This is a genomic window from Variovorax sp. Root318D1 (assembly GCF_001424835.1).
Classification (GTDB): Bacteria; Pseudomonadota; Gammaproteobacteria; order Burkholderiales; family Burkholderiaceae_C; genus Variovorax.
This window is the reverse complement of the sequence record NZ_LMCQ01000003.1, coordinates 231,282-242,260: the sequence shown is the minus strand read 5'-3', so window position 1 is coordinate 242,260 and position 10,979 is coordinate 231,282. Positions and strand designations below refer to the sequence as shown.

The window sequence follows — 10,979 nt, the reverse complement described above, 5'->3', positions numbered from 1 at the left end:
GCTTGCCCCAGTGAATGTGCTGATCGTCGACGACAACGTAGCCGCGGCAGACTTGCTGCAGGAGCTCTTGACACTGCAGGACCATACCGCCCGCTGCACCTACACGGCACAGCAGGCCCTGGATGCGGCCGCGGCGGAGCACTTCGATGCGGCGCTCATCGACCTCTCGCTGCCCGACTTTCCGGGCACCGAGGTGGCGCGGCGCTTGCGCTCTGCCCCGGCGGAACGCAGCCCTAAGCTGCTCATCGCCATTTCCGGCTTCTCGGTGGAAGATGCCGCCGGCGCGGCGGCGCGCGAGCTGTTCGACCATCACCTGCAAAAGCCGATCGACATCGGCGAACTGGCCGCGATTCTGGAAGCGCCGCGCTGAGCGCTGGCGGCTCCTAGCGCGCGACTTCGCGGCGAGAGAGCTGCACTTCGGCACCCGCCGTATTGAAGGCGATGGTTGGTGCGGTGAAGTCGCTCAGCGGCGCGCCAAGGCCGATTTCGCCGCTGCCATGCAGCACGCATTCCTCGCGCCGCAGCGCGATCTCGTTGCTGGGCCCGCCGTTGCCGTGAAACCGGACCCAGGTGCCATAGGTGCTGAGATCGGTCAGCACGCAGCTGCCGCTGCGCAGTTCGATGCGCGCATGCAGCCGCGACACACGCGGATCGTTGACCACGAACTGGGCGTCATTCACCCGACCGAGGTGGATAGGAAGCTCTTCGGTGCGGAACATGGAACGCACGTCGAGCCACGCCAGCTCGATTTGCCCGAAGTTCGAATCGGTCAGCCGAACCGGCGTCAGCGCGGCCGGTACGGTCAGGAAGGAGGTCAGCTCCTCCTGCCAGTCGATGCGGTGAACGGCCGACATCTCACTGCGCCCTCGAATGGTGATGAGACCCAGGTCGCGATGCCGGACGCCCACTTCGCCCATTTGCGCGATGACGGCGTCGGCCGCCCAGATCTGGCCGGGCCCCGCCAGGTCGCTCAGGCGCGACGCCAGGTTGACCGCATCGCCGAAGCAGTCGCCCTCGACCTCGAGCACTTCGCCGCTGGCCACGCCGATCTGCAGTGCCATGCGCAACGGCACCGGCCATGCCATGAGCCGCTTGTGGTGGTAGCGCTGCAGTTCGATCACCGCGTGCGTGGCCGCGGCGGCGTTCGAAAAAGTTGCGAATACGCCGTCGCCCAGAGACTTCACCACCCTGCCGCCGTGGGCCTGACAAATGCTGCCGATCCACTGGGTGAGCCGCGTCACCGTTTCCGTGGCCCGCGCGTTTCCCATGGCTTCGAATACCCGAGAACTACCGGTCAGGTCTGCGAAAACAATTGTGGAATTAACACCCATGCTTGAAGGAACTCGTGGTGGCAGCGGCTCTTGGCTACGTATTAGAAGCGAGGGACGCAAAGGTGCAATGGATTCGCCCGCAAACCTTCGCTCCATGCAGGCTGCGTCTCCATTGATCGTTATTTCTTATCACTTTTGCACTCACAATTTCGCGCTTAAATCAAGTGAACCGTAAAGTATGTTGTTTACAAACAAGAAACAGTGTTCCAGATCTTGTGAATTGGCGCGTCGAGGCTTAAGGTAACAACCGTTCCGACTTACAGCAATACGCTTTTGGTGCTCATGTCTTCCTTTCGTCGCTTTTTCCGCCTGTTGGGAATTCCCGGCCTCGGGTCTGGCCGTGTGGGAGAAAACCAACTGGGGCGCATCCGAACGGCCATGCTGTCGGTGCTGCAGGCGCACGGCGGGCATTCGGTCCAGCGCGTCGCTCAACGCGTGCGGTTTGCAACCGACGTCGAAGCACTCTGGTATTTGCGGCAGGACGTGATGGTGGCGCTGAGCGCCATTGACGGCGAGGCGGCCGCCCGCCGCCAGATGAAAGCCATCAACAGCATGTTCAAGGGCGGCCTGCCAGGGTCCATGGGACCGCGAGCGCACCAGCGCATCACACACTGAGCGCCCCGAGGCTGCTGCGGCAGCTTTCTGCGGCTGCCGCTTTTTCATTACTTGTGCTGTCCTTGAAGCGAGACGCCGTCTTGCTCAATGGGCATGGCCGTGGTGGGCATGATCGTGCGAGTCGCCGTGGGCATGCCGATGGCCCCACACCATGAAGACTTCGCGGCCTTCGGCGGCCAATTCAACCTTGGCGCCTACGGGGAGCAGCACCTTGGTCTGCACGTGGCCGAACGGCAGGCCGGTGAGCACCGGCACCTTGAGCGCGGCGCGCAGCCGGTCGACCACCGAGTCGAAGCCGAAGCCGCGGTCGTAGCCCGGCACCTTGCGCATGCCGGTGAACTGGCCGAACACGATGGCGCGCTGGCGTGCCAGTACGCCCGCCATGCGCAACTGGTCGAGCATGCGTTCGATGCGGTACGGATGCTCGTTGGTGTCTTCGATGAAAAGCACGCCCTTGTCGACCGCCGGGAAATAAGGCGTTCCCAGCAAGCTCGTTAGCACGCACAGGTTGCCGCCCCACAGGGTGGCATCGTGCACGGGCTTGAGCTTCAAGCCGGCATCGCGCACCGGCATGCGCCAGCCGGTGCCTTCGCCCTGCCCGCTCACGAGGTCGTCGAAGCAGGCTTCCATGATGTCGTCCGAGCCGCCTTCGGCGCCGAAGTCTTCGCCGACGGCCGGGCCGGCCCAGGTCACTGCACCGGTCTTGACGAGCAGCGCGCTCTGCAATGCGGTGAAATCGCTGACCCCGACGAATTCGGTTCCGCGCTGGATGGCCTTGGCAACCGCCTTGTAGGGAATGGCGTCGAGGATGCGCGTGAGCCCATAGCCGCCGCGCCCGATCAGGGCGATGTCGGCACCGCTGGCGGCCGCGCGGCCAATGGCGGCGAGCCGGGTCGCGTCGTCGCCCGCAAAGCGCTGGTAGGCGGCAAGTGCCGCTTCGTCGAGTTCGACTTCGTAGCCCAGGGTCTTGAGTCTTGCGACGCCGCGGCGGAAGGCGGCCTTGTCGCGAATCGCGCTGGAGGGGGAATAGATGTAGATGTGTTTCTTGGTCACGGCGCCGAGTATCCCATTGCGTTGCGCACCTGCCGTGCGAGCAACGCAGCCTGCGAGCCGCTCGGACCGGAGGACGACGCCAAGGGGCCGAGCGCGCGCAGCGCGGCCTGGTAGCCGCGGTCCGGGAATGGGGCGCGCCATGCGTCGGCGACTTTCTCGCTGCCTTCGGGAGCCAGGAGCACGGCTGTGAAAAAACCGGGCCTCGCGGCCTGCAGCAGCGCGGCCAGCTCGGCGCCCGCGGCACTGTGCACCAACGCCACGGGCGCCGGCGCCGTGCGATCGAGCCATTCGCTCACCACCTGGCAGTGCCATTCGAGCTGGTGCGCTGCTTCTCGCTTGGGCTTGTCGCTCTTGCCGAATCCGATGAGGTCGGGCACCAGCGTGCGGAGGCCGGGCATTCCGACGAGGTGGCGAAAAAAGTAGCCCCATTCGCCCGGGCCGTGCAGGCAGATGCAGCAGGCCGCCTCCGCAGCACCCCGGGGACCTTCGTCGATGTAGTGCATGCGCCAGCCATTGAGGCTGGGCAGATCCTGCACGTAGCGCGGCTCGAAGGCGTAGGCGCGAAGCGCGTCGAACCGCTCGGCCGGCGTGCGCAGCGCGTCATCGCGCAAGGGCTCGGCCTGCTCGCGCGCCGCCTCGCGACGCTGCTGGAAAAACTGTTGCAGCACTGCGCTGCACTCCGCGGCCAGCACGCCGCCCTGCACTTGCGTGCGGTGGTTCAGCCGGGGTTCGGCAAAAAGATCGAGCACCGAGCCGGCCGCGCCAGTCTTGGGGTCGGCCGCGCCGAACACCACGCGCGCCAGCCGCGAATGCAGCATGGCGCCCGCGCACATGGCGCAGGGCTCGAGCGTGACGAACAGCTCACAGCCGTCGAGGCGATAGTTGCCCAGCGCCGCGGCACCGGCGCGCAGGGCATTGATCTCGGCGTGGGCGCTCGGGTCATGCTGCGCGACCGGTGCGTTGCGCCCCGTGGCGACGAGCTGCCCGCCCCTGACCAGCACCGCGCCCACCGGCACCTCGCCGGCTTCGGCCGCCGAGCGCGCCTCGGCCAGCGCCAGCGCCATCCAGTGCGCGTCGTCGTTCGGCTGCGAAGGCTGCGTGGGCTCAGTTGTCATCCGGCATCTTGCGCGCCTCGGCCGCGGCGTCTAGCGCTTCCTTGACCTGCTTTTGCACCTGCTCGGCCTGCGTGCGCGCATTGACAGGCGCGTCGCCCGGCGCGGGAGCGGCGACACCGGGCACCGACGGCAATACGGGCGCCGCGGCGGTAGCCAACTGCTTCTTTGCGAGCAGGCCGACGATCACGAGCGCCAGCACCAGGCTGAGCAATGCGAACACGCGCATCTCAGCTTCCTTCCTTGGCGTTGAACTGCGTGGGCATGTACATGGGGCGGTTTCCTCGTGGCGAGCCGCCATTGTCCCCGAGCCGACGCTATCTCGGGCGCGGCGCTTCCAGCAGCTTGACCATGGCCGTATAGCCGCGCGCGCTCGCCAGCTGGAGCGGTGTGTTGCCCTGGCGGTCGGTCAGCTTCAGATTGGCGCCGGCGTCGATCAGCGCGGCGAGCGTGCGCTGGTGGCGCGGCCCGCCGTCGCCGAGCACGATGGCTTCGATCACCGCCGTCCAGTGCAGGTTGTTGACGTGGTCGAGCGGCGCACCGGCTGCGATCAGCTTGCGGACCACCTCGTCGTGGCCCAGGTGAGCCGCGGCGATCAGCGCGGTGCCGTCGTAGCGGCTCGTCACCTGCCCGGCATTGGCGCCGAGCGACAGCAAGAGCGCGAGTGTCGCGGAGTCGTCGGCCACCGATGCGATGGTCACCGCGTCGTAGCGGTCGTCTTCGAGCGCATCGAGGTTTGCACCGGCCTTGGCGAGCAGCTTCACCGCCTCGCGCTGCCGGGCATGGGTGGCGACGTGCAAGGGCGTGCGGCCCCGCGCGTCGCGCGCATCGAGCTTGGCGCCAGATGCGATCAGTGCCTTTACCTTCGGCAAATCGCCCTGCCAGGCGGCCCGGTGCAGCCCTTCGTAGGCCAGCACTTCGGCCGCTTGCGGCGGCACCTGGGCCGATACGCCGGCCGATGCGCCGATGCCGAGCGCGATCACCAATACGCCGGACCAGATACCGCGCTTCATCGTCTTCAGCCCAGGAGCCCCTTGACCTTTTCGAGCGCGGCATTGGCGCACTGTTCGTCAAGGTTACCGCCCGGTGCACCGCCCACGCCCACGGCGCCGATCACGTCGTTGCCCGACTTCACCGGCACGCCGCCGCCCAGCAGAAGGACGCCCGGCAGGTAGACGAGATTCGCGCCGCCGGGGTTCTTCTGCGACCCCTCCATCATGGCCTGGGTCGCATTCTTGGCGGAGGCCGAGGTCCAGGCCTTGCGCTCGCTCGAAGCCAGCGTGTGCGGGCCTGCGTTGTCGGCCCGCTGCACGGCGCGCACGGTGCCCGCGCGGTCGACCACGGTGGCGGCCACGTTGTAGCCGTTGGCGGCGCAGGCCGCCACGGCTTCGGCCGCGATCTGGTTGGCCAGCGCGAGGGAAATATTCTTTTCGGTGCGCACCGCGGGTGCGGGCGTCTGGGCCTGTACGGCAGATGCGGCAAGCAGGACGACAAGGGAGCCAAGGCGAAGGGTGGAATGCATTTTTTAGTTTCTCCAGTGGATGCGAGGTGATTGCGCCAGCGAGTTGCCGGCGGCTGCACGACTGTAGAAAACACCGGCCGCCCAGGCCATTCGTACGGCTACGCCCGGCGCTCCGTAGAACTACGGAGCGCCGGGTTTCACGAGTCCCCGGCCACCAGCACGGCGTAGCCCCGGATCAGCTGCGCGAGCGAGTCGCAGTCGAGCTTGGCGAACAGGTTGGCGCGGTGCGTTTCCACCGTGCGCGGCGAGAGCGCGAGCGTGCGCGCAATCTCCTTGTTTGTGAGGCCCTGCACGATGAAGGCCAGCACTTCTCTCTCGCGCTCCGACAGTTGCGCGAACCGCTCGCGTGCGGCGTTGTCGGCCTGCGAGCGCTCGCGCGAACGCACGTGCTGGCGCACGGCCTGCTGCAGCGCCTCGAGCAGCTGCTCGTCGTCCACCGGCTTCTCGAGAAACTCGGCCGCGCCGGCCTTGAAGGCGCGGCGGCACATCTCGACCGTGCCGTGGCCGGTCAGCATGATCACCGGCTGGTCGACGCCTTGCGCCACCAGTCGGTCGAGCACCGTGAGCCCGCTGATGCCGGGCATGCGCACGTCGAGCACGATGGCGCCGACACTCACGCGGTCGAAGCCGTCGATGAAGGCTTGCGGATCGGCCCAGCCCTGCACCCGCAGGCCGACCGTGCCGATCAGCAGCGAGAGACTCTCGCGCACCGCCTGGTCGTCGTCGATCAGGTGAATCAGCGGCGACTGCGGTTCATGAGGGGCCGGAGCGTTCATGCCGCATGCTCCGCCGGTCGGGCCACCAGGGGCAGCGCGAGCGTGAAGCGCGCGCCATGCGGCGGTACGTTGGCAGCGCTCAGGCTGCCGCCCATGCCGCTCGCCAGCGTTTCGCTCAGGCTGAGGCCAAGGCCCAGGCCGCCCTCGCGCGTACTGAAGAAGGGTTCGAAAAGGCGTGGAAAAGCTTCCGGCGAGATGCCGCGGCCGTTGTCCGTGACGGTCAGCACGCCCTCCTGACCGTTGCGGCCGACCGAGACCGCCAGCCGCCGATCCGGGGCTGGCACGAGTTCCAGCGCCTGCAAGGCATTCATCAGCAGGTTGTGCACGATCTGCTCGAGCGCCACCGCATCGGCTTGCACCCGCACAGGCGCCTGAGCGGCGGCATCGAACTGCGCCGAGACCGAGCGCTTGGCGAACTCGGGTGCCAGCAAGTGCATGGCGCTGCGAACCAGTTCCTGGAGCACGAGGGGGCGCACCTCGCCCTCGGCCTCGGGCCGCTCGATGACGCGGCGCAGCCGGCCGACCACGCCAGCCGCCCGGCGCGCCTGCTCGACAGCCTGCCCCATGGCATCGCGTGCCGTGGCCAGGTCTGGCGGATCGTCGTCCAGCAAGCGGCGCGCGGCCTGTGCGTTGGCAAGCACCGCGGTGAGCGGCTGGTTCAGTTCATGCGCGAGGCCGGCCGAGAGTTCGCCCAGCGCGTTGAGCCGAGCCACCTGGCCGAGCCGCAGCAGCTCTTCGGCCCGGCGGCGCGCAATGCGCTGCCGCTGCGCGGCCCAGAGTCCCGCCAGCAGCAAGCCCACCGCCGCAGCCCAGCCGGCCATGCTGCGCCAAGGCAGTTCGCCCCAGCCCACGTGGCGCACGGCGACCAGTTCAAAGGGCTGGCTCGGCGAGGCCAGTGCCTTGGTGAGATCGAAGCGCCAGCCACTGCCGTCTCCTGGCTGGCCAGGCTGCAGCACCAGTTGTTGGCCGTCACGCTGCAAGCTCAGCCGTACCGGGCTGCGCCGAGGGTCCATGGGCCAGTCGCGCCACGGCACCGAGCCAGCCAGGTCGATCTCCAGCGCGTAGCTGAAAGGCGTGGCGCCCATCACGAGCTGATAACGGCCGCGCGCAAGATCGGGCGCCGCCAGTTCGGCCCGGCGCTCGCTGCGCGAACGCGCTTCCGCCGCGGCCAATGCGTTGGCCTGCTTTTCGTCCGGCCAGGGTTCGTCTCCTTCGCGCCGCTGCACGCGCAGGATCGAGGGATAGACCGACGGCAGGCGCTGCTCCGGACGGTCGGCGCGGGTGCCAGGCTCCAGCAGCGCGACCGTGGCCAGCACCGCGTCGTACTGCACCACCTGCTGGCTCAGGATGCGGTGAGCGATGCGCACGTCGGAGCCGAAGTCCTGCTGCATCTGCGCAAGTTCTGCGCGCGCGAGCCAGACGGCACCCACGCCCGTCAAGGCGAGCCATGCCAGCCACCAGCCACCCTGCGCACGCAACCACTGTTTCATGGCGCGGATTGTGCCTCTCGCTGCGAGCCCGGCCCATGTGGGCCGAGAATGCGGCCCCAGACATGGCTGAACTGCAGGACTCCCTCTTTCCCGATCTCCCGCGCCCACCCGAGGCGCCCGCGCCCTCGCCGCCGCCTCTTGAGGTGGCGCCTTCCGCCGAGGTGCCGGCCCGCAAGAAAACACGCGGAAGCACCGTGGCCGCTGCACCGGTCGATCCGGCACTGGTCGAACTGGCCGAAACGCTCCCTCCCCTGCTTCGGCTCGGCACCTCTTCATGGAGCTATCCCGGCTGGGCCAATCTCGTCTGGGACGGCGACTACGCCGAAACCGCACTCTCGAAGAACGGGCTCGCCGCATTGGCGCGGCACCCGCTTTTTCGCACCGTGAGCCTGGACCGCAACTTCTATCGCGCCCTCACGGCGAGCCAGTACGCACGCTATGCGGCGATGGTGCCGGACGACTTCCGCTTCATGGTGAAGGCGCCGAGCCTGGTGACCGACGCCACCGTGCGCGACGAAAGCGGCCGCGGCACACAGGTGAACCCGGTGTTCCTGAACAGCGACATCGCCATCCAGGAGTTCGTGCAGCCCGCGCTCGAAGGCCTTGCCCACCGCATCGGCGCGCTAGTGTTCCAGCTGAGCCCGATTCCGTCGCAACTGCTGGCCGACCAGCCCGCCCTCTTGGCGCGCATCGGCGAGATGCTCGAAGCGCTGCCCGGTCTGAAGCCGGTCGCACCCGACGCCGTGATTGCGGTCGAAGTGCGCGACCCGCAATTGCTCTGCCCCGCCTTCGCCGACATGCTGCGCAGCGTGGGCGCCACCTTCTGCATGGGCCTGCACGCCAAGATGCCGCCCATCGAAGACCAGCTGCCGATGCTGCGCGCGCTCTGGCCCGGGCCGCTGGTGTGCCGCTGGAACCTGCATCGCCGCCATGGCCGCTTCGGCTATGAGGATGCGGAAAAGCTGTATGGCCCGTTCGACAAGATCGTCGATCCCGACCCCGAGACACGCGCGGCGCTGGCCAAGGTGATTTCCGGAACCACCCGTGCGGGCCAGCACGCCTACGTCACCGTGAGCAACAACGCCGAAGGCTGCGCGCCGCTGACGATCGCCTCGCTGGCTCGGGACATCGTCGAGCTGCCGAAACGCTAGGACCTGGCAGTCGCCGTCATCTCGAGTTCGACGCTCGCATTCTTGGGCAATGCATAGACGCCGACCGCGGTGCGCACATGCACGCCCGCATCGCCGAATACGCGGTGCAGCAGGTCGGATGCCGCATCGGCCACTTCGCTTTGCTGCGTGAAATCGGCTGTGCATTGCACGAAGACGCCCACGCGCAGCAGCTTTTCAACGCCGTCGAGCGAACCGAGCTCGCGCCGGAGCAGGGTCAGGCAGCGCAAGGCGCAGATCTGGGCGCCTTCGCGGGCCTTCTCGAGCGACACCTGCTCGCCCACGCGGCCGGTCACGACCACCGTGGTGCCCACGCGTGGCACCTGGCCGCTGGTGTAAAGCGTGTTCCCGTCGCGCACGACGGGCGCGTAGTGGCCGCCGGCGACAAGCTCGCCCTCGAAGCTATGGCCCAGCTCGGCGGCGATCCGGTCTGCAATCTGGTCTCTGGTTTGCGCTGTCATTTGGCTTCCATTGATGAAACCTCATTGTCGCGAGCCGAGTTCCGAAGAACAGATACAGATCGCGTACGCCCGATACGCAACAGTTCGCCCGCCCTCAGTTTGCGGAAGGCGATCAGACGAGCGTCGTGGAAGGTTCCGGTGCAGCCGGCCACCGTCCCAATACCTCATAGACACGCTTGCCCACGTGGCTGTCGACCAGTGCGACTGAATCGGCGGTCCACCGGATCGGCTCGATGGGATGCGCCTCGATCTTGCTGCTGGTGTAAGCAAGGGTCATGTGAGGCGTGAAGGACGGCTCGCACGCGAACCCTGCCTTCGCCAGTGCCTCGCTCAATCGCTGCCTGAACGCCGCCAGCGCGGCCGTGCCCTCACTGCCGCACAGCACGAAAGCCTTGCTCTTCTCGAAACGCAACGCCTCGTCGAACACGACGTCGAATGACGGGGGCGCCACAGTGGCAGCCGCGCCGAGGGCTGCTTGCAACAGCTCGGCAGGCACAGCGGCAAACCTGCCGAAATGATGCAGGGTGACGTGCAGGCGATGCAGCTCGGTCATCTTTCCCTTCAGCGCATGCCGCTCGCCGAGGCGCGCACTCTGCGCGGCGATGCGCTCGGCATCGCCCGGCCGCGGAAAGATCGCGAAAAAGACCGAGTGGGCCAAGTGCTCCCTGGGCAGCGCAATGCCAGGGGTCTGGCGCGGCGGCGGCGGCGGGCCGGTCATTTGCAAATCTGCACCTCCTGCAAATAGGATAGCTGCCTTCGAAACGGCGCGGAGAGCACCCGGCCACAACAACACATGAATGCATTGATCGACGGTCCCGACGGCCACCCCCGCTGCCGCTGGTGCGCAACCGCTCCTGAATTCCTGGCTTATCACGACACGGAATGGGGCTTCCCGGTGAAAGACGATCACCGCTTGTTCGAGAAGATCTGCCTGGAAGGTTTCCAGTCCGGCCTGAGCTGGCGCACCATATTGGCCAAGCGGGAGAACTTTCGCGCGGCGTTCCACAGTTTCGACTTCGACCAGATCGCCCGCTTCACCGCGCGAGACGTCGAACGCCTGCTGCAGGACCCAGGCATCGTGCGCCACCGCGGCAAGATCGAGGCGGTGATCCACAACGCCGCAAGGGCCCAGGAGCTGGTCGCCCTCCACGGCTCGCTGGCTTCATTCTTCTGGCGCCACGAGCCAGATGCCGGACAGCTCGGTGAGCCTCAGACCGCTTCGACCTCCGAGGCGTCCATTTCCCTGTCCAAGACACTGAAGAAGCTCGGCTGGAAGTTCGTCGGGCCGACCACTGTTTACGCCTTCATGCAGGCCATGGGCCTCATCAACGACCATGCGCAAGGCTGCGTGATCCGGTCGAAGGCGCAACAAGCGCGAAGCGCATTCAAAAGGCCGCACGCCGCACGAGGCTGAACCGGCGGTCGGTGCCCGACAGTATGATTCCGGCCT

General features: G+C 67.3%; 14 protein-coding genes. 4 read left to right on the top strand and 10 right to left on the bottom strand.

The window, feature by feature from the left end:
• The first annotated feature begins 10 nt into the window (after window positions 1-10).
• Window positions 11-370 (top strand): response regulator, encoded by a 360-nt coding sequence (locus tag ASC78_RS04825; protein WP_055797158.1) that lies wholly within the window; start codon window positions 11-13, stop codon window positions 368-370.
• A gap of 13 nt (window positions 371-383) precedes the next feature.
• Here ASC78_RS04825 and ASC78_RS04820 read toward each other — a convergent pair whose 3' ends face one another.
• Window positions 384-1,331, bottom strand: coding sequence for an FHA domain-containing protein (locus ASC78_RS04820; RefSeq protein WP_055797155.1), 948 nt, complete (start codon window positions 1,329-1,331; stop codon window positions 384-386).
• 282 nt (window positions 1,332-1,613) lie between these two features.
• On the opposite strand from ASC78_RS04820, the gene ASC78_RS04815 reads away from it, so the two are divergent.
• Window positions 1,614-1,946 (top strand): hypothetical protein, encoded by a 333-nt coding sequence (locus ASC78_RS04815; protein WP_055797152.1) that lies wholly within the window; start codon window positions 1,614-1,616, stop codon window positions 1,944-1,946.
• 84 nt (window positions 1,947-2,030) lie between these two features.
• On the opposite strand, the gene ASC78_RS04810 is transcribed toward ASC78_RS04815, so the two are convergent.
• The 7 genes from ASC78_RS04810 to ASC78_RS04780 all read right to left on the bottom strand — a co-directional run bounded on the left by ASC78_RS04810 (window position 2,031) and on the right by ASC78_RS04780 (window position 7,899).
• Window positions 2,031-2,999: an LD-carboxypeptidase gene (locus ASC78_RS04810; RefSeq protein ID WP_055797149.1), complete on the bottom strand. Its 969-nt coding sequence runs from the start codon at window positions 2,997-2,999 to the stop codon at window positions 2,031-2,033.
• On the bottom strand, window positions 2,996-4,114 hold the full coding sequence (gene tadA / locus ASC78_RS04805; RefSeq protein ID WP_055797146.1) for a tRNA adenosine(34) deaminase TadA: 1,119 nt from the start codon (window positions 4,112-4,114) through the stop codon (window positions 2,996-2,998). The genes ASC78_RS04810 and tadA overlap by 4 nt, the downstream gene beginning before the upstream one ends.
• On the bottom strand, window positions 4,104-4,340 hold the full coding sequence (locus tag ASC78_RS04800; RefSeq protein ID WP_055797144.1) for a hypothetical protein: 237 nt from the start codon (window positions 4,338-4,340) through the stop codon (window positions 4,104-4,106). Before ASC78_RS04800 ends, tadA begins: the two co-directional genes overlap by 11 nt.
• Before the next feature lie 88 nt (window positions 4,341-4,428).
• Window positions 4,429-5,124, bottom strand: a complete 696-nt coding sequence (locus ASC78_RS04795; RefSeq protein WP_055797141.1) for an ankyrin repeat domain-containing protein — start codon at window positions 5,122-5,124, stop codon at window positions 4,429-4,431.
• A gap of 5 nt (window positions 5,125-5,129) precedes the next feature.
• Window positions 5,130-5,633 (bottom strand): GlcG/HbpS family heme-binding protein, encoded by a 504-nt coding sequence (locus ASC78_RS04790; protein WP_055797139.1) that lies wholly within the window; start codon window positions 5,631-5,633, stop codon window positions 5,130-5,132.
• A gap of 137 nt (window positions 5,634-5,770) precedes the next feature.
• The gene (locus ASC78_RS04785; RefSeq protein ID WP_055797136.1) at window positions 5,771-6,409 is read right to left on the bottom strand and encodes a response regulator transcription factor; all 639 of its coding nucleotides are present in this window, start codon (window positions 6,407-6,409) and stop codon (window positions 5,771-5,773) included.
• Complete coding sequence (locus tag ASC78_RS04780; protein ID WP_055797133.1) at window positions 6,406-7,899, bottom strand: sensor histidine kinase; 1,494 nt, start codon at window positions 7,897-7,899, stop codon at window positions 6,406-6,408. Before ASC78_RS04780 ends, ASC78_RS04785 begins: the two co-directional genes overlap by 4 nt.
• A 62-nt stretch (window positions 7,900-7,961) precedes the next feature.
• Here ASC78_RS04780 and ASC78_RS04775 point away from each other — a divergent pair, with 62 nt between their 5' ends.
• Complete coding sequence (locus ASC78_RS04775; protein WP_055797320.1) at window positions 7,962-9,050, top strand: DUF72 domain-containing protein; 1,089 nt, start codon at window positions 7,962-7,964, stop codon at window positions 9,048-9,050.
• On the opposite strand, the gene ASC78_RS04770 is transcribed toward ASC78_RS04775, so the two are convergent.
• The gene (locus tag ASC78_RS04770) at window positions 9,047-9,529 is read right to left on the bottom strand and encodes a RidA family protein (RefSeq protein WP_055797130.1); all 483 of its coding nucleotides are present in this window, start codon (window positions 9,527-9,529) and stop codon (window positions 9,047-9,049) included. The genes ASC78_RS04775 and ASC78_RS04770 overlap by 4 nt on opposite strands.
• 112 nt (window positions 9,530-9,641) lie before the next feature.
• Window positions 9,642-10,247: a 2'-5' RNA ligase family protein gene (locus ASC78_RS04765; protein ID WP_055797127.1), complete on the bottom strand. Its 606-nt coding sequence runs from the start codon at window positions 10,245-10,247 to the stop codon at window positions 9,642-9,644.
• Between the two features lie 75 nt (window positions 10,248-10,322).
• Here ASC78_RS04765 and ASC78_RS04760 point away from each other — a divergent pair, with 75 nt between their 5' ends.
• Window positions 10,323-10,943 (top strand): DNA-3-methyladenine glycosylase I, encoded by a 621-nt coding sequence (locus tag ASC78_RS04760; RefSeq protein WP_055797124.1) that lies wholly within the window; start codon window positions 10,323-10,325, stop codon window positions 10,941-10,943.
• The last annotated feature ends 36 nt before the right edge of the window (window positions 10,944-10,979 follow it).

Coding starts and splice junctions, on each gene's coding strand:
- ASC78_RS04795 (WP_055797141.1), bottom strand. CDS start 5,124: ATGAAGCGCGGTATCTGGTCCGGCGTATTGGTGATCGCGCTCGGCATC.
- ASC78_RS04790 (WP_055797139.1), bottom strand. CDS start 5,633: ATGCATTCCACCCTTCGCCTTGGCTCCCTTGTCGTCCTGCTTGCCGCA.
- tadA (WP_055797146.1), bottom strand. CDS start 4,114: ATGACAACTGAGCCCACGCAGCCTTCGCAGCCGAACGACGACGCGCAC.
- ASC78_RS04785 (WP_055797136.1), bottom strand. CDS start 6,409: ATGAACGCTCCGGCCCCTCATGAACCGCAGTCGCCGCTGATTCACCTG.
- ASC78_RS04775 (WP_055797320.1), top strand. CDS start 7,962: ATGGCTGAACTGCAGGACTCCCTCTTTCCCGATCTCCCGCGCCCACCC.
- ASC78_RS04780 (WP_055797133.1), bottom strand. CDS start 7,899: ATGAAACAGTGGTTGCGTGCGCAGGGTGGCTGGTGGCTGGCATGGCTC.
- ASC78_RS04815 (WP_055797152.1), top strand. CDS start 1,614: ATGTCTTCCTTTCGTCGCTTTTTCCGCCTGTTGGGAATTCCCGGCCTC.
- ASC78_RS04800 (WP_055797144.1), bottom strand. CDS start 4,340: ATGCGCGTGTTCGCATTGCTCAGCCTGGTGCTGGCGCTCGTGATCGTC.
- ASC78_RS04820 (WP_055797155.1), bottom strand. CDS start 1,331: ATGGGTGTTAATTCCACAATTGTTTTCGCAGACCTGACCGGTAGTTCT.
- ASC78_RS04770 (WP_055797130.1), bottom strand. CDS start 9,529: ATGACAGCGCAAACCAGAGACCAGATTGCAGACCGGATCGCCGCCGAG.
- ASC78_RS04760 (WP_055797124.1), top strand. CDS start 10,323: ATGAATGCATTGATCGACGGTCCCGACGGCCACCCCCGCTGCCGCTGG.
- ASC78_RS04765 (WP_055797127.1), bottom strand. CDS start 10,247: ATGACCGGCCCGCCGCCGCCGCCGCGCCAGACCCCTGGCATTGCGCTG.